This is a genomic window from Acetobacteroides hydrogenigenes (genome assembly GCF_004340205.1).
In the GTDB taxonomy this organism is placed as follows: domain Bacteria; phylum Bacteroidota; class Bacteroidia; order Bacteroidales; family ZOR0009; genus Acetobacteroides; species Acetobacteroides hydrogenigenes.
In genome coordinates, this window is sequence record NZ_SLWB01000003.1 from 174869 (window position 1) to 195018 (window position 20150).

General features: G+C 39.9%; 20 protein-coding genes and 1 tRNA gene. 7 read left to right on the plus strand and 14 right to left on the minus strand.

Going from position 1 to position 20150, the window contains the following annotated elements; translation table 11 throughout:
* Window positions 1-16: 16 nt before the first annotated feature.
* The 7 genes from CLV25_RS04800 to CLV25_RS04830 all read right to left on the minus strand — a co-directional run bounded on the left by CLV25_RS04800 (window position 17) and on the right by CLV25_RS04830 (window position 8631).
* Window positions 17-835, minus strand: coding sequence for a phosphate ABC transporter substrate-binding protein (locus tag CLV25_RS04800; protein ID WP_131838500.1), 819 nt, complete (start codon window positions 833-835; stop codon window positions 17-19).
* A gap of 425 nt (window positions 836-1260) precedes the next feature.
* Window positions 1261-1881 (minus strand): TetR/AcrR family transcriptional regulator, encoded by a 621-nt coding sequence (locus CLV25_RS04805; protein WP_207895588.1) that lies wholly within the window; start codon window positions 1879-1881, stop codon window positions 1261-1263.
* 187 nt (window positions 1882-2068) lie between these two features.
* Entirely contained in the window at window positions 2069-5209 is a 3141-nt protein-coding gene (locus CLV25_RS04810) for an efflux RND transporter permease subunit (RefSeq protein WP_131838502.1), read from the minus strand.
* A 24-nt stretch (window positions 5210-5233) separates the two neighbouring features.
* Complete coding sequence (locus tag CLV25_RS04815) at window positions 5234-6298, minus strand: efflux RND transporter periplasmic adaptor subunit (protein ID WP_131838503.1); 1065 nt, start codon at window positions 6296-6298, stop codon at window positions 5234-5236.
* A 19-nt stretch (window positions 6299-6317) separates the two neighbouring features.
* Entirely contained in the window at window positions 6318-7667 is a 1350-nt protein-coding gene (locus CLV25_RS04820; protein ID WP_165876985.1) for a TolC family protein, read from the minus strand.
* 63 nt (window positions 7668-7730) lie between these two features.
* Window positions 7731-8318 (minus strand): TetR/AcrR family transcriptional regulator, encoded by a 588-nt coding sequence (locus CLV25_RS04825; RefSeq protein ID WP_131838505.1) that lies wholly within the window; start codon window positions 8316-8318, stop codon window positions 7731-7733.
* A gap of 239 nt (window positions 8319-8557) precedes the next feature.
* Window positions 8558-8631, minus strand: a tRNA-Pro gene (locus CLV25_RS04830).
* A 173-nt stretch (window positions 8632-8804) separates the two neighbouring features.
* On the opposite strand from CLV25_RS04830, the gene trxB reads away from it, so the two are divergent.
* Window positions 8805-9752, plus strand: a complete 948-nt coding sequence (gene trxB / locus CLV25_RS04835; protein ID WP_131838506.1) for a thioredoxin-disulfide reductase — start codon at window positions 8805-8807, stop codon at window positions 9750-9752.
* A gap of 72 nt (window positions 9753-9824) precedes the next feature.
* Here trxB and CLV25_RS04840 read toward each other — a convergent pair whose 3' ends face one another.
* Complete coding sequence (locus tag CLV25_RS04840) at window positions 9825-11048, minus strand: BT_3928 family protein (RefSeq protein ID WP_131838507.1); 1224 nt, start codon at window positions 11046-11048, stop codon at window positions 9825-9827.
* A 3-nt stretch (window positions 11049-11051) separates the two neighbouring features.
* On the minus strand, window positions 11052-11732 hold the full coding sequence (gene tmk, locus CLV25_RS04845; protein WP_131838508.1) for a dTMP kinase: 681 nt from the start codon (window positions 11730-11732) through the stop codon (window positions 11052-11054).
* A 97-nt stretch (window positions 11733-11829) separates the two neighbouring features.
* On the opposite strand from tmk, the gene folP reads away from it, so the two are divergent.
* The 5 genes from folP (at window position 11830) to CLV25_RS04870 (ending at window position 15595) form a co-directional block, all read left to right on the plus strand.
* The gene (gene folP, locus CLV25_RS04850; protein WP_131838509.1) at window positions 11830-12702 is read left to right on the plus strand and encodes a dihydropteroate synthase; all 873 of its coding nucleotides are present in this window, start codon (window positions 11830-11832) and stop codon (window positions 12700-12702) included.
* 6 nt (window positions 12703-12708) lie between these two features.
* Window positions 12709-13488 carry a diadenylate cyclase CdaA gene (cdaA, locus tag CLV25_RS04855; RefSeq protein ID WP_131838510.1) on the plus strand — a complete coding sequence of 260 codons (780 nt, stop codon included), beginning with the start codon at window positions 12709-12711 and terminating at the stop codon, window positions 13486-13488.
* A gap of 149 nt (window positions 13489-13637) precedes the next feature.
* Window positions 13638-14081, plus strand: a complete 444-nt coding sequence (locus CLV25_RS04860; RefSeq protein ID WP_131838511.1) for a hypothetical protein — start codon at window positions 13638-13640, stop codon at window positions 14079-14081.
* A 64-nt stretch (window positions 14082-14145) separates the two neighbouring features.
* A complete protein-coding gene (locus CLV25_RS04865) occupies window positions 14146-14874 on the plus strand; it encodes a pirin family protein (protein WP_131838512.1) in 729 nt (242 codons plus the stop codon).
* Window positions 14875-15001: 127 nt separating this feature from the next.
* Complete coding sequence (locus tag CLV25_RS04870) at window positions 15002-15595, plus strand: YqgE/AlgH family protein (RefSeq protein WP_131838513.1); 594 nt, start codon at window positions 15002-15004, stop codon at window positions 15593-15595.
* Between the two features lie 23 nt (window positions 15596-15618).
* On the opposite strand, the gene CLV25_RS04875 is transcribed toward CLV25_RS04870, so the two are convergent.
* The 4 genes from CLV25_RS04875 to CLV25_RS04890 are packed head-to-tail and all read right to left on the minus strand — an operon-like array spanning window position 15619 to window position 18951.
* Window positions 15619-16464, minus strand: coding sequence for an aminotransferase class IV (locus CLV25_RS04875; RefSeq protein ID WP_131838514.1), 846 nt, complete (start codon window positions 16462-16464; stop codon window positions 15619-15621).
* Window positions 16465-16477: 13 nt separating this feature from the next.
* Window positions 16478-17104, minus strand: a complete 627-nt coding sequence (locus CLV25_RS04880; protein WP_131838515.1) for a rhomboid family intramembrane serine protease — start codon at window positions 17102-17104, stop codon at window positions 16478-16480.
* Between the two features lie 10 nt (window positions 17105-17114).
* On the minus strand, window positions 17115-18179 hold the full coding sequence (gene holA / locus CLV25_RS04885) for a DNA polymerase III subunit delta (protein WP_131838516.1): 1065 nt from the start codon (window positions 18177-18179) through the stop codon (window positions 17115-17117).
* Between the two features lies 1 nt (window position 18180).
* Window positions 18181-18951 carry an AMP nucleosidase gene (locus CLV25_RS04890; RefSeq protein WP_131838517.1) on the minus strand — a complete coding sequence of 257 codons (771 nt, stop codon included), beginning with the start codon at window positions 18949-18951 and terminating at the stop codon, window positions 18181-18183.
* Between the two features lie 151 nt (window positions 18952-19102).
* On the opposite strand from CLV25_RS04890, the gene CLV25_RS04895 reads away from it, so the two are divergent.
* Window positions 19103-19552 carry a type I restriction enzyme HsdR N-terminal domain-containing protein gene (locus CLV25_RS04895; RefSeq protein WP_131838518.1) on the plus strand — a complete coding sequence of 150 codons (450 nt, stop codon included), beginning with the start codon at window positions 19103-19105 and terminating at the stop codon, window positions 19550-19552.
* Here the strand turns inward: CLV25_RS04895 and CLV25_RS04900 are convergent.
* Window positions 19549-20109 carry a GNAT family N-acetyltransferase gene (locus CLV25_RS04900; protein ID WP_131838519.1) on the minus strand — a complete coding sequence of 187 codons (561 nt, stop codon included), beginning with the start codon at window positions 20107-20109 and terminating at the stop codon, window positions 19549-19551. The two genes, CLV25_RS04895 and CLV25_RS04900, sit on opposite strands and share 4 nt — an antisense overlap.
* Between the last annotated feature and the right edge of the window lie 41 nt (window positions 20110-20150).

Sequence of the window (20150 nt, forward strand, 5' to 3'; positions counted from 1 at the left end):
TAGCTGCTCTATGCTGCTACTTAACGGGTATGTAACCATCTTCCTTTACTATTTGCTGTCCCTTAGGCGAGAGTATGAAGTTGATAAACGGATTCACCAACTTTTCGCGCTTTTGGTTGTAGAAGTAGTAAAGTGGACGGGTAATAGGATATTGTCCGGTTTGTGCATTTTGTAGAGTTGGCTCAACGTAGCCTTTCCCCTCGTATGATACGGATATAGGCTTAACCTTTTTGTTGAGGTAGGCAAGTCCTACATATCCAATTGCTCCCTTTGTTTGGCTGATGGATTGAATAACGGCACCTGTAGCAGCAAGGCTGAGGGCTGTTCTTGCAAAGTTCTTTTTGTTCATTACATGATCTTTAAAGAACTCGTAAGTACCCGAACTGGTTTCACGGGTGTACACGATGATGCGCATATCGGCACCACCTACCTGTTTCCAGTTGGTAATTTTTCCTGTAAAAATATCTTCGAGCTGCTGGCGGGTGAGCCTTGATATCTTATTGGATGGGTGTACAATTACCGATAGGACATCTTTTGCAATTTCTACCTGCTTATAGGTGATTTTTGCCGTTTGGATTTTTAGTTTCTCGTAGAACTTTAGAGGGCGCGACGACATGGCAATGTCGGTAGTTCCCTCAATTAGGGCTGCTATTCCAACTCCACTTCCACCTCCGGTAACCGCAATCGAAGTGCCTTTACTGGTTTTGTTGAATACTTCCGCTTCCTTTTGGGTAAGAGGGAGCGTGGTGTCGCTTCCCATAATCCTTACCGTTTGGCCGAAAGCTGCTGCCGAAATTAGCAATGTTGCTGCTGTTAGGATTAGCCAATTTCTCATATGCGCCATATTAGAATTCTGTTTCTTTGTTAAAAGGACTCCTGTTGGCTGTTTTAGTAACAGCTAGCAGTTTGAGTAAGTTCTAATCGTAAGCCGATAATCCAGTAGAACTTGCTATTGGTAGCATTACGTTTACATCTCCTTAATCTTACTGCCTTTTAAGGTTTCTTAGGTTAAGAGGATTAATTCTTTTCCTCTTGATAACAAAGAAACAGTACGTTCGTTACTGCTGGTTTAATGGCGCTTGAATAAATTGTTAAGAATGTCGCCAGTAGGTAAATTGAAAGCTACGAGGAGGTAATGTAAAATTAACATAGCATATAAAACAGCTATGGCAGCAGCTTATACCCAGATTTGTATTTATATTATGTATTTAACTTATAGAAGGCTAACGCTGAAAGATATAAGATAACAAAACATGCTTGCTAGTCTACTATAACCTTAATATCGACTTTTTCTCTAAGAACGCTTAATCCTATGCGTGTGCAGTTACCCTTAAGCATATAGTAAAGCACTTGGCTTATTTGATGGCTTGAAATTTTTTTTGAGCACAGTAGCCCATTGGGACGATATAGCGTTTCAATTCCTGATAGGTATACTTGGCAAGCAATTTCTATATCGATATCCGACTCAAAGAGTTCTTCTCGTATCCCTTTGATGAATATTCGTTTTACTATATCGACTAGGTCTTGTCGACGTTGAAAAAAGATATTTAGCATGGGATTAGTTTTAACTACACCTATTTTCTGCTCGTAAAGCGGTGTGCAATCCCGAAAAACTGGGCCAATGCTGTGGCCTATGTAGATTAACGAGGAAATGGGGTTTGAATAATGGTTTAGGTTCTCTTTTGTTTCCTCTATCTTACTTTTGAGATAGGAGTCTAGCACGCATTCGAATAGCTGCTGCTTGCTATCGAAGTAGTTGTAGATGGTTTTTTTTGTTATACCTAATCTGGTTGCAATTTCGTCAACCTTCATTTTGGGGTTGTTTGTTTCTATTAATAGGTTTGTAATTCTTGATATATAGTGCAGTCTTCTAGATTTCATGTTAAGAGTATTTTTGGTGTCAACAAATAGGAACAACCACACGGTTGCTATCAACATTATCTTTTAGCTAGTTGAGGCTCCATATTGTCCCTTTCATGGTTTGCATAGCTTGCCCGAAGCGCATAATACGGAGCCGTCAATTAGCTTTGAAAGACCTTTAAGGTCGTAAAGTTAGTCTATAATTCCATTAGTTTTTTACCTCTTCGAATTGTCCTTTTGATACGATTTCCGTAGGAATAAGATCATTAGACTTTTTGCTCTTTTTTACCATTTTATCGAGGATAACGTAAAGCACAGGAACAATAATGTATGAGAGAATCATCGAACTAGAAAGACCTCCTACAAGCACCCATCCAAGTCCACTTTTCCATTCGGCACCAGCGCCCGCTGCTAGGGCAATAGGTAGCAAGCCTACGATTAGGGCAAGGTTGGTCATAAGAATAGGGCGGAAGCGGACTGCAGTAGCGTCAAGAACTGCCTTTACAGGATTTTCTCCTTTTTCCTGTAATCCATTGGCAAAGTCAACCACCAGAATCGCATTCTTAGCCACAAGTCCCATAAGCATAATGATACCCATGATTGAGAATAGGCTTAAGCTTTTACCTGCTAAGGCTAGTGCTAGTAGCGCTCCAATAATTGAAAGCGGTAACGATAGCATCACTACCATTGGATAAACGAAGCTGTCGTAAAGAGCAACCATGATAAGATACATAAATATTATGGAGGCAGCAAGAGCAATAAGCAAGCTGGCAAACGATTCGCCCTGTCGCTCCATATCTCCGGCATAAATTACGTTGACACCGGCTGGCATGTTGGTTTTTGCCAATTTTGCCTTAATTTCTTCACCTACAGTACCGATTGTTTTCCCGATTAGGTTGCCAGAAATTCTAACCGATGGCATTCTATTATATCGGTTTAATGTCGAAGGACTTTCGCTTTCGCAGATGTCTGCAACTTGGGACAACTTCACCAGTTGCCCCGATCGGTTTACAAAAGAGATGTTTTCTACGTCGCTTTTGCTTTTGCGGTCAAATTCGTCTAGTGCAATTAGTAGGTCGTACTCGTTATTCCCATCGCGATATTTTAAATCGCGGTTGCCCTCGTACGACATGTACATTTGTGCCCCTATTTCTCCAATGGTAAGTCCTAGCCTTGCAAGTTTTTCACGATCGAATTTTACCACTACCTCTTTATCTCCGTTTTCAATAGAAGACTCCACATCGCTTGTGCCTTGTATGGAACGGAGTTCCTTGGTTACAACCTCGCTGTACTCCTTTACTTTGTCGAAGTTGCTACCTTGCACGTAGATCTCTATTGGAGTAGCGGTATTCCCCATCATAGAAATCTCCTCTACCTTAAATTTAGGGCCAGGGAAGGTGCTGTTCAACTCGTTTTGTAGCTTTTTAGCGAATAGTTTTGCGGATAGTTTTCGCTTGTCTTTGGGAACCATTTTGACGATAAACTCTGCGCAGTATGGAGTTTCGAGAATAGAGATGCTACCTCCCTTGGATCCAACTTTGGTGTATATGTGCTTAATCTCAGGATGCTCAAGCATCTTTTTTTCAATAACAAGACAAGTATTGTTAGTTTGTTCAAGGGTAGAGCTACGGTCTAGCTCCATTGCCATGATAAACTCGCCTTGATCGCCGGTATCCATAAATTCGGTTTGGATAAAACCCTTTGAAACAAGTGCAAACGAGCCGAAAAGCATTGCAGTTGCAATTCCAATGATAGCGATCTTGTGCTTTAATGACCATTGTGTTGCAGAAATGATAAGATCTTTGGCTTTTTCAATCAAGCGCTCGAACGAAAGCAAAAATCTATCGAATATTTTGGCCCGGTTAAATTCCTTAAGCTTCCCAAAACGAGAGGTGAGAAGAGGAACCAACGTAAATGAAACTAAAAGACTAAGCAGTATGGAGATAACAATAACGAGCGAGAATGAGCGCAGCAGTTGTCCTGTAACACCTCCTGTAAGCCCTATAGGTAAGAATACCGCTATGAGAACGATGGTTATTGATGTTACGGTAAGTCCCAATTCTTTTGCGGCATCAAGCGATGCTCTCCATCGAGTTTTCCCCATCTCTAGGTGTCGGTAAATGTTCTCGAGGATAACAATAGCATCGTCTACAATGGCCCCTACAACAATCGATAGGGCTAGTAGTGTTAGCAGGTTAAGAGAGAATCCGAACAGATGGAAAAATATGAATGTGGAGATGATTGATGTTGGAATTGATATGAATATAAATATCAGGTTACGGAATGTATGCAAAAAGAGCAGCATGGTAACTGACACTAGAATAATAGCGAATAAGAGATCGAACATTACTCCGTCTACAGCCTCTTTGGTAAAGTCTGAGGTGTCGCTGGCTATAATGAACTTCAATCCTTTTGCGCTGTACTCATTCTCAAATTTGGTCAACTCTTCCTTAACTTCCTTGCTGATATTTACAGCATTGCCATCAGGTTGTTTTTGAATGCTGAGGCCAAGAGCTGGCTGCCCGTTAATACGGGTGTTTTTTGTGGCCTTTTTTATGCCATCTACCACATTGGCTACATCGCTAATCTTAACTACCGATCCTGTAGGGGTGGTTTTAATTACAAGATTGCGGATTTGGTCGAGATTGGTAAATTTGCCGGCAAGCCTTACAATTAGCTTGTTATTTTCATCTTTAACTTTCCCCGTTGGAAAGTCGACATTGGCAGTTTCAATGGTTTGTTTAATCTGTAAAAGAGAAATTCCATATTGCTCAAGTTTCTGAACATTTGCCTTTACCTCAATTTCTCGTTGGTTACCGCCTATGATGTCAACCTGAGCGACACCTTTAATTTGCTGAAGCCTTGGCTTAATTTCTTTGTCTACAAGGTCGTAAAACTCTTTATCTGGGATGTTCGATTTTGAGGCAATACTCATAATCGGGAACATGTTGAGGTCGAATTTCATGAACTCAGGCTCTTCGCTATTCTCTGGTAGATCGTTCTTGATGGCGTTAACCTTTCGTTCGCATTCCTGCAGCGACAGATCGGCATTAACACCATCTTTATACTCAATCAACACCATCGAAACGCTTTCGAACGAGTAGGATTTGATTTTATCGATACCTTCGATTGCTGATACGGCATCTTCAACTTTTTTGGTTACCGAGTTTTCAACTTCCGATGGAGCTGCTCCAGGGTAAACGGTCATCACAGCATTAACAGGGATATCCATGCTGGGAAATAGTTCCTTGTTCAGCATGGTGTAGCCAAATAGGCCTGCCAGTGCCAGAATGGTAAAGATAACGATAGGTATCGTCAAGCGTTTTACCGATAATTCTGTTATATTCATCGTTTTACTCTTTGTTATTTCCTGTTATTTAACGATGTTGATATCATCTCCATCTTTCAGATTGAGTTGCCCACTTACAATAACTTGCTCGTTTGCAGAAAGTCCGCTAAGGACCTCAACCTGCTTATCGTTGCTTTGTCCGATAATTAAAGTGCGCTTGATTGCTTTCCCGTTTTGTGCAATAAAAACAACAGGGCTTTCCATGCTTCCTACAATGCTGGCTTTGGGGATGATTACCTTGCTTTGATTCTTAACAGGGAAGTCTACTTCTGCATACAATCCGCTACGTAAGTGCGTTTTGCTATTGTTCAAAAGCGTAATTTCTACGTTAAATTTCATTGAGGCATCGGCTTTTTCGGCAATGGCGGTTATGCGACCACTGAACTTTTTCTCTGGAAATACTGAAAGACGAACACCAACAATCTGACCTTCTTTAATTTTGTAAACTTCAGCTTCTGAAATCTTAACGTTAAGATTGAGCACGCTATTGTTTACAATTTCGCAAACCGGGGAGCCCCCCGCCAAGAATTGACCGACGGTAAGACTACTGTTGTTTATGAATCCATTGATTGGCGATTTGATGCTGGTGTTGCTTAATGCTTTTTTTGCAGTAATGAGGTCGGCTTTAGCTTTCTTCATGCCAATGGTTGCTTGCTCCAGGTCACGCTTGGTAACAGCATTCTCGTTGGCCAAGCGGGTAAGCCTCTCAACATCTTTCTGATACTGCATGTAGTTTGCTTCTGCTGTAAGAACATTTGCTGAAATAACCTCGTCATCAACCTTGACAATAGCATCGCCTTGGGATACTCTATCGCCTTTTTGCTTGTATATTTTTACGATTTTACCTTGGGTTTCAGACACCAGCGTTAACGATTCGGAAGGCTCCAGGGTACCTGTGGCAACTACGTTTTCGGATAGTACTCCATCAGTGGCAGTCTCTACAATTACTGGGATTTTATCTACTTTACGTTGGGAGTAGGCAATGTTGTCCTGCATTTCTTGCTTATTGCTTTTAAGCTTGAAAACAACGAATAGCGAGGCTGCAAGAAAAACGATAGTTGTGATTAAGAGCTTTCTGCGGTTTTTCATAACAAAGTGTTGTATGTTTTTATTGTTTTTGACTTACAAGTCTTTTTAGATTTCCAGAGGCTTTTAGCATTTGGATCTCTGATGTTTTACACTTAAGAACTTGCTGATTATACGAATTATCTGCCTGCAAGAAATCGGAATTAACGTTTAGCAAGTCGGCCATAGATGCCATCCCTTCTTGGTACTGCAATAAAGTTTGCTGGTAAACCTTTTGGGCTAGTTCTCTATTATCTTTTTGAACTATGAGCTGCTCTTGAGCTGTTTGGTAGGCAGATTGTGCATTGTCGAATGCAATCTTTAGCAGCTCTTTGCTTTTGGCAATATCTTCATTTATCTGAAAATGTTGCAGCTGTGAACGTCTGACCTTCGATCGCGTAACGCCTGATTTGAAAATAGGAATAGATAGATTCAGGCCTATAGTTGACATTTTGTTCCAAGAATCGAGGTTGAAGCTGGTGCCTCCAGATGTAAATGAGTATTTCCCAAATGCGGCTAGTGTTGGGTAGTATTCGGCTTTAGAAAGCTTTGTTTGTTGTTCGTATACCTCAGCCTGCTTGGTTAGGGCTTGGTAAGAGGGAACGTCTTCAATCTTAAAGTTGGCTTTAGATGTTCTTATGTCAAAATTATTAACAAGGGATTCTGCATCAATGCTTATTGTGGAGTCGCTTGGAATGCCAGCCAACGCTTTTAGGTAGTTCATTTGAATGTAAATCCCATTTTGAAGCGTCTTTTGAGTTGTTTCAAGGTTGGTAATGGTCACCTTTAATCGGTTAACATCAGACTCCTTAATGAAGTCGTTCTTATAGTTGAGGTCTGCGATTCTAAATATTTCCTTAAGGTTTTTAATGGACTTGTTAATGGTTTGCACCTGTAATATCAGCGATCCTGCTTGGTAGTAACCATCTGCAACTTCGGCAATGATCTCTTCTTCGCTTTTTGTCTTTAAAATGGAGTATAATTCTCTCGTTTTTTTTGCTGCATTAAGTCCAATCCAATACGACTGACTGTAAATCAGTTGGGTTACTTGAACTGCTGCCGATGTTGAGTAGAACTTGTCGATGCTACTAAGTTTATCTAGAATTGGCGAATATTCTGCAGGTATCATTGAGTAGGCAGATGCAGGTATTTCGATATTCTTAAACATCATTTTGCTGCTGCTGGCAGAGCCTTCAACTTGAGGTAAACCATGGCCTCTTGCCTCCTTTACCATATAAGAGGACTCCTGAAGTTGGTATTCAGCCTTTTTTACATCATGGCTATGTTCAAGTGCATAACCAATTAAATTTTTAAGTTCTGTTTGACCGCTTGCCTGCTGACTGATGAAAACTGAAAAGGACAGCAATAAGGGGACTAGTAACTTTTCTTTCATGCGCATATTGTTAAACTTGTTTTAAACCGGACGGTTGGTATGTTTTTATTTCTAAAAAAGGCTTTACTTTTTTATAGCCTTGTACAACTCATTTATCTGCTTTTCGAACATATCTAAGGCGTATTCAACGGATTCGCTCAGCATCATGTTGGAAACAATGCCCATCCCTATTGTCATGAAGTTTTCAGTCATGATGTCTGTGTCTACATTAGATCGTATTTCACCGTTTTTAATGGACTTATCAAGAACCTTCTTCCATTTATTCTTTTCTTTTTGGAATGAAGCCCAGCCTTTTTGGGCATACCCAGGGTAATGCCGATAGGCTTCTATGCTGAACGTTATGATCTGTAATGGAAGGGTATTAGGATGTGTGGCTAATGCATTGCTAACATCCTTTTTTACTTTTTTTACTGTATACTCAACAAGTTCGCTTAAACTCATATCTGTGAAGTCATCATCACTTCTGCTTTCAATTAAGTATTTGTCTACAACGGCTTTGAATAGTTCTTCTTTGCTGGAAAAATGGTGGTAAATAGCGCCTTTAGTTAGCCCTGTAGACTTGCTTAATGCGCTAAACGTAACCGTTTCATAGTTGCTATACAAGAACATGTTGTATGCAGCTTGCAGTATAAACTCTTTTGTGTCTTTCATTTGCTATGAAATAAAAAAAATACCGACCGTATGGTTTGCAAATATATTTACATACAAGATGTGTTGTTCTGGATTAACAAAAAATAGTAGTATTATTTGGGGAGGTAGGTTGATCTCATTTGATTAGAGACTATAACTATGATATTAGAAAAGTTAAAGCGGCTAGCGCTGTGATTTTTGCGGGTGTTTAAAAACAAAAGCCGTTTACATTGAAAATGTAAACGGCCTACTTTCAGTTGTCGGGGTGAGACGACTCGAACGTCCGACCTCTCGCCCCCCAGACGAGAACTCTAACCAACTGAGCTACACCCCGTGCTTTTGCGGATGCAAAGGTAGTAATTTTATACGCGCTTGCAAGTATAAGGCTTGTAAAAAAATCATTTTTTGATTCATGCCAATTATAAGGCTGTTCCATATCATTGCTTGTGGATTGGGCAAATGGGAGGGAAAGTCTATATTTGTGAAAAGCAAAATCTCATATTGAAGATGGACAATGTAAAGAATGAGCATGTTAAATGCTTAATATTAGGAAGTGGGCCTGCAGGATACACGGCTGCTATTTACGCCGCAAGGGCAAATATGTCGCCTGTGGTATACGAAGGAATGGAACCAGGTGGCCAGTTAACTACCACTACCGAAGTTGACAACTTTCCTGGATACCCTCAAGGAATAACTGGTCCAAAGCTAATGGAGGATCTACGAAATCAAGCACTTCGTTTTGATGCTGATATTCGTTTTGGTTATGCAACTTCTGCTGATTTGTCTCAACGACCATTTAAGGTGACAATAGATGAGTCGAAGGTTGTTGATGCTGATACGCTAATTATTGCTACTGGTGCTACTGCAAAATATTTGGGACTGAATTCGGAGCAAAAGTTCCGTGGTCAAGGCGTTTCTGCTTGTGCAACCTGTGACGGATTCTTCTATCGTGGTCAAGATGTTGCTGTGGTGGGAGGTGGTGATACCGCTGCTGAAGAGGCAACCTACCTGGCAACTATTTGTCGTAAAGTTTACCTCATTGTACGTAGGCATGAACTTAGGGCATCGAAGGCTATGCAGGAAAAGGTTTTCAATACGGCTAATATAGAAGTACTTTGGGGACATCAAACGAAGGAAATACTTGGTGATATGTCCGGTGTAAATGGTGCCCTCTTGGTAAGCGACAAGGGAGAGGAAACGAAAATTGATATTACCGGATTCTTTGTTGCTATTGGTCACCAGCCTAATACGGCTTTCCTTGGCGGACAGTTAGATTTAGATGAGGTAGGCTATATTAAGACAGAAGGAGGAACATCGAAGACAAATATCCCAGGCGTTTTTGCGGCAGGAGATGTTAAGGATCCGCATTACCGTCAGGCAATTACTGCTGCTGGTTCAGGATGTGTTGCAGCTCTTGATGCTGAACGTTTTTACAATATGAATGTAACGAAGTAAATGAATGTTTTTTATACAAAGGCCCCTTAGCATCTGCTTAAGGGGCTTTTGTATTAGAAAATCCAATTTCATCTAGCTTCTTCTTAACAGTAGCAATGAAAATCCAAATAAAAGTATTGCTCCAATAAGAACGCTTACGAGCAACTCACTTTTAGTATTTTCTAGTGCTAAAAGTTGTTTCCCTGAAATGTTGCCTTTAAAGAACTCAGGGGCTGGAATATCGTAGCCGCTCCAAATGCCAGTTATTGTTCCATCTTGAAGCATTATTAGCCCAAGGTTAGAGCGCATTGCTGTTTTTAAAGTTGTTTCGTCGGTTGCATAAATAGGATATAGGGCCCCAGTCTTAGATTTAAATAACTCCACTTGTTTTCCTGTAGATGAACTTAAACAAATAAAAGGAATATTCCTGCTATTGCATATGCTGTATATCTCGTTTGCTTTCTTAGCATTCTCAATATTGGCATCGGCTAGATTTGGTGCTATTAGTAGGAATACAATACCTCGCTTTTTTAGAATCCTTTCAGTAATATCCCCATCGGTAGGGGCGAGAATTGAAAAATCGTGAATAGGAGTGACGTATCCCTTTTTTACTAATGTAGTTTTTTGTTCAACAAACGTCCATGTAGTATCTTGCCAAGGATAGTTTTGTTCGGTAAACTCTTTTTTAACCCCATTTTTCTGGTAAACGAGCTTAATGTCGTACACGTCAGCGGGTGCATTAGGTGGGGTTTGCATTCCCGACCAAATATTTTGGCCTATTTTATATGGACGGTAGTTGATAAGCGGAAGGTGTCGTAAACTATAGAGATTCAACAGTACTGGGGCTATAAGAATTAGTGAGAAGGCAACCCAAGAAGTAAGAATGGAAACTTCTTCTTTATACCTTTTCCGTTGCCAAAATACCAGTATGGCAAAAGGCAAAATCACCAAGTTCTTATAGAATGTTTGCCAATTAGTTAACTTAAAAGCATCTCCAAAGCAACCGCAATCAGCTACTTTGTCGGTAAGTGCTAATACAAGCGTTATTATGGTGAAGAATACCATAAATGCAAGCGATAGCCACGAAACAAATTTTACTTTAATATTAAGGAAAAGCGCTAGCCCAATAAAGAGTTCGGCTGCGCATAGGGCAACCGCAAGGATAATTGCTATATTTTCAGGTATAGCAGCTCCTCCTGCTTTAAAGTAATCGAACAGCTTATAGCTGGTACCTAGTGGGTCTATTGATTTTACAAATCCCGAAAAGATAAAGAGAGCTCCAAGGAGTAGCCTACAAATGTGGTTAATGGCGTACATAGCTTAAATATGATTGTTGACAACTTCAATTACTTTTCTGTTAATGGCCTCTGGCGATAGCATTTGTCTTGATTCCGATTCACATTCTATTCTGGCTATGCTGCTATCTACTTCACATTGCCAAAGATACACCTCTCGTACCCGTTCCTGCAAGGTTAAGTCATTTTCATGTATGTCGCTTTTCCCTTGAAGGTAATCTCTGTCGTCGCCGTCGCGTTGTTCCGTAAGCTTCTTTTTTGTGAAGCTAAAAGGAACATCAAGAAAAAGGTTGATGCTAGGCTTGGGAAGCTGGTAATATTCAAATTCGAGGTTGATGATCCAATCTCTTAGAGCCTTCCGTTGCTCTATGTTTTCAATCTTTGCGCATTGGAATGCAATGTTCGAAGATACATATCTATCGGCGATAACAACAATTTCGTCATCGAGCCATTCCTTGATGGCGTTTTTTGCATCATTTCGGTCGCAAGCATATATGAGCGCTACCAGGTAAGGGTCTACAGAATCTACTGCACCTAAGTCGCCACGTAAAAATTTTGCGATTAGATCCCCAAAAATACTGTTGTCTGTTCTTGGGAAATGGAGGAATTGGGTCCGTTTCCCTTGCTTCTCAAAATGTTCCTGTAACATTTTGACTTGTGTGGACTTACCTGCTCCGTCTAGGCCTTCAAGGACTATGAAACTCATTCGTTTTTTTATTACGTAATTTACAATTGTCAATTTTAGTTGAGCTTACCAACTATTGTTAGTAAATTTGCTTTTAAAGCAATGCAATTTATAAAAAATGGAGAAGGGAATAAGCTTTTTAGCGCAAAAGAGAACCATTTGTTTGGAGGGTAACCTGATAAATCTCAGCACGCCAGTGGTTATGGGGATTGCAAATGTTACTCCGGATTCGTTTTATGCTCCCAGTAGGCTAAGCGGAAGTGATGCAATACTTGCAAGAACTGAAGAGATTATTTCTCAAGGAGGTGCAATAATTGATATAGGTGGATATTCGTCACGTCCTAATGCTCCCGAAGTTCCTGTTAAAGAGGAAATTCGCAGGGTTTGCGATGCTGTATGCCTGGTGAAAAAGAAATTTCCATTGCTGCCTGTTTCTGTAGACACCTTTCGTTCGGATGTTGTAAGTGCTGTTGTTCGCAATTGTGGTGCTATTATTGTGAATGATATTTCGGCGGGCGAAATGGACGAAAAGATGTTTAAGACAGTGGCCCAACTAAAAGTGCCTTACATTGCTATGCATATGAAAGGGACACCTACTGATATGCAGCAAAATCCAAGCTATCACGACATCAGAAACGAAATATTTCTTTACTTCTCTAAAAAATTGCAGCAACTGAGGCTTTTGGGTGTAGAAGAAGTTATTATTGATCCCGGTTTTGGTTTTGGTAAAACCGTAGATCATAATTACCAAATATTAAGCATGCTCGATGATTTCAAAATTTTTGGGCTTCCAATACTTGTAGGTTTTTCTCGCAAGTCTATGATATATAGATATTTAGGAGTAGATTCGGAAGAGTCGCTTAATGGAACATCAGTACTTAATACGGTTGCTCTTCTAAGAGGAGCATCAATACTCAGGGTGCATGATGTGAAACCTGCAGTTGAAGCAATATCATTAGTCGAAAAGGTAAACTCATCAAATATAGCCTAGGTTTTCATGTTCAGTTTCATTCATATTACCCTGGTAGATGTTTTTGACATCTTCCTGGTAGCCCTTCTCTTTTATCAAATATATATGATGATACGGGGGACGGCTGCAATAAATATCTTTATTGGGATATTTTTACTTTACGTTATATGGCTGGTAGTTAGAGCTTTAAACATGGAAATGCTAAGCACCATTTTAGGCCAAATAATAGGGGTTGGTGCGCTTGCTTTAATTATTGTGTTTCAGCAGGAGGTCAGGAAGTTTCTTCTTTATATTGGAACTAGGTATCTTTCCAATAAGAATTTCTCAATAGATCGTTTTTTTTCATCCAAAACTGGGAATAAAGCCCTACTTGTTGGGATTGATGCTTTAGTTAGAGCATGTCGCAATATGGCTGATGCCAAAACAGGAGCTCTTATAGTGCTAGGTCGTCGCTCTAGCCTGCAGCTTTATGTGGATACAGGCGACTACATTGATGCAACTATAGATAGTCGTCTGATAGAGACCATTTTCTTTAAGAATACGCCAATGCACGATGGAGCAATGATAATTGTAAATGGACGTATTGTTGCTGCACGTTGCGTTCTTCCAACAACCGAAAAACTCGAAGTTCCTGCTCATTTTGGGATGAGGCATAGAGCCGCAATGGGGATTACAGAGCATACCGACTCTGTGGTTATAATAGTATCGGAAGAAACGGGTAGGATTTCAGTTGCCGAGCATGGCGAGATTAAATCAGGGTTGTCTGCGATAGAGTTAAGGCAAACGCTTGAACTTCTTTTTATATGATTCATCTGAGAGATCGATTGTTCAAAATAGCAAAACGGCATATTTTTTGTTTCGCAGACTTTGTCAGCAGGAGTTGATGACAGATGATAAAAGTTTTGTTTAAAGGAAATTGATGCCTAAATTGCCTGCTGTTTATCATTTATTTAGCTATGAAAAAATTAGTGGCTTTTTGGGGGATTCTAATCGCATCTACGATTGCTCTTTATGCTCAGGATGGGATGAGTGTAAGTTACGATACTTTTAAGTCGTGGATGAAGCATTCGGTAGTAAGTGGATTCAATTTTGTTGAGTCCGATCAGGAAAATGATGGATATACCGCATCTTTTATGCAGCTTAATAAGATGGTAGGCGTTAAAATGCTGCCATCTGCAAGATTCGAGATCTACAAAGAGGCAAAAGGATACGATGGTGCTGCTCCATACGAATTTAAGGGTGCAAAACTGGTTTATGTGAATGGGACTTCTTCTTCTTCGCTTTTCATTCTGTCGCCTAAGGTTGGTGCTACCGTTGTTATTACAACTTCATATTTTAAGTACGATAAGAATGCCCTCGAAAAAGTGGCCGTAGAGGTTGGTCTTGGATCTAAATTTTAGTATTGCTTGTTAATAGTCTTGTAAACTAATAAGGTCATGGGCTGTTTTAAAAATAAAAAAGCCAATGGCCAATCTTTTTTACTTTCCAGCAGGAGATCGAGGTCATGCCAATCAGGGATGGCTCGATACTTATCACTCGTTTAGTTTTGCCAACTACTACAATCCCCAAAGGATGGGTTTTGGAACTCTCCGTGTCCTAAATGATGATTATATACAACCATCGATGGGGTTTGGTATGCACTCTCATCTCAATATGGAGATAATTACTATACCGTTATTGGGACAACTTGAGCATCGAGATAATTTAGGGCATACGCAAATTATTCGTGCGAATGAAGTTCAGGTAATGAGCGCTGGAACTGGAATTTTTCATAGCGAGTATAATTATAGTTCCAAAGAACTTGTCAATATTTTACAGCTTTGGATTTATCCACGTGCGAATGATTTAGAGCCTCGATATGGGATTCAGGAGTTTGATCCATCTCAACGAATGAACTGTTTTCAGCAAATAGTAGGGCCTGATAGGAAAAAGTTTAATACATGGATCAATCAAGACGCCTGGCTTTACCTGCTGGATTTGTCGTCGAACAATTCTGTAGTTTATAAGCTGAATAAACCCCATAAGAATGGTGTGTTCCTATTTCTTATTGAAGGGAGCGCTAATGTTGAAAAGCAAGAGATGTTGAGACGTGATGGTATGGGCTTGATAGAGAGAGAATTGGTAGACATTCGTGCAAATCAGGATTCTAAATTTTTACTGGTTGAAATGCCAATGTCTAGTTCTAACTTATAATTTCGATTGTGTTTTATTGTCAAGTGTTTGTGAGTTAAATGTTTGTGCTTTAATGGGTGTTGTTGCCTGTTTGAACTTTTTTTTAGACCAATAATTGGTTATCTTAGGGGTAGATAATGATGTAATTATGACTAGTAATAGCTACAACTTTTTGGGCGCTGAGTTTAAGAATAAGGATGTAAAGGCAGGAAACGTGCTCATATCTGAACCTTTTCTTAATGATAGCAACTTCAGCCGAACGGTTGTGCTTATAACTGAGCATAACGAAAAAGGATCATTTGGTTTGATTCTGAATAGACCGCTTAACAAGAATCTTGCAGACATCGTTAGTGGATTTGATAATGTGCTGATACCTCTTTTTACGGGAGGTCCTGTTGACCTTAATACTCTTCATGTTATCCATTCAATAGGACTTGAAGTTCCTGGAACTATACAGGTAAGCGAAAACCTATTTTGGGGAGGTGACTTTGACTATTTAAGGACTTTGGCAGAAAGCCATAGTCTTGATCCTCAAACGGTGAAGTTTTTTATAGGCTATTCTGGATGGATGGCCAATCAGCTTAATGCTGAAATTAAGGCAAAATCGTGGGTGGTTACTAATCTTAAACCCGAGAGAATATTTAATTTACCTCCCGAAGATATGTGGAATCTCTGCCTCGAAAGTTTAGGCGGAAAATTTAGGGAATGGCTAAATTTTCCTGTGGATCCTATTTTAAATTAGCTATTTATGGGGCTTATTCTGTTTTAAAACATTAATTTTTCTAGTTGTTGCTGTAAGCCTCTATACTTTGTGCTGTAAAAACGTTTAGTGCCAATACCTACAATGTTTCGTATTCCAGAGACGGCATTGGTCGCAAAAGCTTCCTCAAAATCTACAAAATCTTTTTGGGTAATTGGTTTTAATTCAACGTTGTATCCTGTTTTCGGGGCAAGTTGGTGAATGATGAAATTTCTCATAATGCCTGCAACGCACCCTTCTTGTAAAGGTGGCGTTATTAGCGTATTCTCTTTTATTCCAAAAATATTTGATGAGGATAGTTCTACGAATCGGCCGTGTTGATTGATTATAATGCTGTCGTGAAGCCTGTTGAGTTTTGCGTAGCGAGCCGCCATTACATATAAGAGCGCATTGCCTGTTTTAAAAGGCGATAGCTCTCCTGCGCATTTTATCTGGTTCGGAAAAATATCAACAATCATGCTGGATTGCTTATGCGCTAGCTTGTCGAAATCGAGTGTAGATGTTTGAATGAGATAGCTTGCCGAATTGTTTGTGGGAAGGTATAGCCCTCCAGAATTTCGGAATACCGTTAGCCTTACTCTTGTGCTTTTAAACTGCTTGTTTCTGTTGAGGAGGCGTGTTATTATTGCTGCAACAGAACTTGATGTGAATGTGGTAGGCTGCTCATAGCCTAAAACCTCCATCCCTTGAAGAAGCCTGTCGAAGTGAAGTTTGAAAAGAGGTATAAATGTTGAATATGCGTGCATGCTTTCAAATAGAGAATCTCCGAAATAAAAAGCTCGGTTATTTCCTGGTATCGAAAATTCTTGTTCTTTAATGAATTCTCCGTTAAAGCATAGGTAGTGATCCATTTCCTCTTTTTTGTTACTTGTTGAATGATATTAGCTGGTTTATGAAGTGCAATACCAAACTTGGGTCTATAAGAATTGGATAAATAAAGCCGAATACGGCTCCGTAGAAGTGTGCATCGTGATTTATGTTATCGCCACCTTTCTTGCTCATATAGTTGGAATATAGTAAGTAGGCTGCTCCAAATATGATTCCTGGGATGGGGATAATTGCAAAAAGGTAAAGCGATTGCCATGGTTCAAAAAATATGGTGGCAAATACTATTGCTGAAACGGCTCCAGATGCACCTACCGACGAATAGTAGTAGTTGTTCCTATTCTTAACAATGGAACTTAGAGAGGAAATAATGATCCCACCAATATAAATTGTTAGAAAATGTTGAGTGGGTGATGCTATATATCCATTGTATAACAATTGGTTGAACCATCCTTGTAGCCCCATTCCAAAAGACCAAAGTACGAACATGTTAACCAAAAGATGTACCCAATCGGCATGCAAAAAACCGTGACTAAGAATACGATAGTATTCCTTTTTGTGCATTACTTTATAGGGGGAAAGCAGTAGCTTTTCGAATAGTTGACCGTTGTTGAAGGCAATTATGGATATTGCACAGGTTATGGCTATTACAATTAGGGTAATCATGGCTGATTGATTAGTGCATTATTTTAAAAATGAGTTCCTTAAGAAGGTCATCGTCGCCAAGTGTTACATTGCCGATTCCTTTGCTTTTAAGGTCATATTCACGGAGATACTCAATGGCTTTTACGGATTGTCCTGGGGTGTAACGTTTTGCGGTATCTTCGTAATCCCTTAATATAAAGGATGAATTTATACCTGTTGTCGAAAGTTTTTCGGCTTCCGATGGGACTTTCCCGCTTTGCTTTTTGCTGTTGAATACGAGCATTTGCAGCTTCAGTACTTTTGCAAAGTAGGTGTAAAGCTGACCTACGGTAACTACAAAAGGATGATCTTTGGGCGATTTGGCAAAGTAATCGGCTATCTTATACGATTTGGCAAAATCGCGTTTCCCGATAGCATTGCAGAGTTCAAATACGTTGTAGTCCTTGCTGATGCCGACATTCCTCTCAATGTCGTCAACTGTAATTTGCTTTCGATCGGGAGGGAGTACGGTTTTTAGCTTTTCGATTTCATGGCTGATTTTACTAAGGTCATTTCCTAAAAAATCGGTTAGTAGAATAGCTGCCTTCTCGTTTATGGTAATTCCTTTCGATTTGGCCTCAAGGTTAATCCATTCAGGTATCTCGTTGTCGTAAAACGTGTATGTTTCAAAAACTTCGGCATGCTTTGCTGCTTCTTTGTAGGCAATGGAACGTTTATCCATTGTTTTTCCTTTCATGCAGATAACCAAAATGGTAGATTTTAGGGGAGACTTAAAGTAAACCTCCATTTGGTTGATGTTTGCCAAGTCTTGCGCCTCGCGGATGATGATAACCTGATAATCAGACATCATAGGGAAGCGGCGACAGGCAGTAATGGCTGAATCTACTTTGGTATCTTTGCCGTATAGCAACGTAAGATTAAATGCTTTTTCAGACTCTGATAGTACATCGTTTGCTAGTGCGTTGGAAATCTTATCAATGAACAAGGGTTCGTCGCCCATAAGTAGGTATATAGGCTTAAACTTGCGATTTTTTATGTCTGATAAGATACGCTGGTAGTCAGCAATGATATCTTTTGCCTTTGGTTTCTTTGCCATTTTAGAATCTTAAGTGCTTTACTGATTTGCCTCCAACAATTAATTCCCTTAGCGATTCGATTCCAATTATTACATGTTCGTTCACAAATTTCTCTGTAACCAATCGGTCGCTTTGCTTTGTTTTTACCCCACTCGAAATCATTGGCTGATCAGAAACTAAGAGTAGCGCACCTGTGGAAATCTCGTTAGCAAATCCTACGGTAAAGATAGTAGCTGTTTCCATATCTATTGCCATAGCACGTGTTTTTGCAAGGTAATCCTTAAATTCTTCGTCGTGCTCCCATACTCTTCGGTTGGTTGTATACACGGTTCCTGTCCAGTAATCTTTTTGATGATTGCGGATGACTGACGATACCGATCGTTGGAGATTGAATGCGGGGAGTGCCGGTATTTCTGGAGGCATATACGAATCAGAGGTTCCATCGTTGCGGATGGCTGCAATAGGAAGAATGAGGTCTCCTAGTTCGTTTTTTTTCTTTAGACCTCCGCATTTGCCCAGAAAAAGTACGGCCTGAGGATGAATGGCGCTCAGCAGATCCATTATTAGTGCAGCATTTGGGCTTCCCATACCAAAGTTGATGATGGTTATACCTTCGGCAGTTGCTGTGAGCATATTTGCAGATGGATCAATGATTTGTGTGTTCATTATCTCGCAAAAAATGCGTACATATCGATTAAAGTTGGTAAGAAGAATGTACTTCCCAAAGTCTTCATTTTTTTGTCCCGTATAGCGTTCAAGCCAGTCGCTTACAATTTCATGTTTGCTAATCATTGTTGTAGTATTATGTGTTTAAGTTTCAAACAACAAATATGAGGTCTATATAGACCTATTTAGCACGTTAAAATACAAATAGTTTTTTGTTAATAAACATTGACAAACTAATAAGTCTGATTTATCTTGCACGAAAGAAGAAAGGAATACCATGGACGTGTTAAATTTGCCAACTTGCGACATTAAAGTTCGGCGCAACGGCGTAAAGAAGGAAATATTTGATCCTGTTCGTAAGCGTTTTGTGGCACTGACTCCAGAAGAGTGGGTACGGCAGCATTTCGTACAATTCTTGATGAATGAACGTCACGTTCCTGCTATGCTTATAGGGGTAGAGGTTTCTCTGAAATATAATGGGCTTTCTAAACGAAGCGATATTGTTGTATTCGACCGTATGGGGCAACCTTCTTTGGCGGTAGAATGTAAAGCGAGTAATGTAAAAATTGATCAGAAGGTTTTTGACCAACTTGCCCGTTACAATATGGTGCTAAATGTTCGTTATTTGGTTGTTACCAATGGCTTAGCGCATTACTGCTGCCAAATAGATAAAGAAAAGGGAACCTACACCTTCTTGCAGGATATCCCTCCCTTTGAAATGCTTTAGCATTTTGAAATCAACGCTAGAGGGTTGATCCTTTGAAGTGTATATTCTCCTAGCCAACCATTTTTGGTTCTGATCCAGTCTTTTTTTAGTCCTACAATTTCAAAATCCTGATTTGTGAAAAGTTTCAGGCTGGGTTCGTTGTTGCTTGCAATATTGCAGTAGAGTTGGTGCAGGTGCAGGTATTCAAACGCATATGCGGTTAGTAGTTTTAATGCTTCGGTAGCATAGCCTCTACCTCGATGTTCGGTATTATGGATCAGAATTCCTACGCCGGCTCGTTGGTGAAATGGATCATAGTCAAATAGATCGATAATTCCGACAGGGTAGTTCATTAACGATGATTGGTCTTTTGCTTCAACCATCAGGCGTAGCTGTTTGGTCTGAAAAATATCGAGTTTGTAGTTTTCTATGTACTTAATGAGCGCGTGCTTTGAGAAGGGGGATATGGTGTTGCTTACTCGCCATATCTCCATGTTATTTTCCCATGCATAAAGAAGATCAACGTCTGATAGTTCGGGAGCACGGAGTTTTACAATTTCATTCTCAAGCTTAATCATACAACAATACTATTGGGGTGGATAATCACACCAAAAATAAA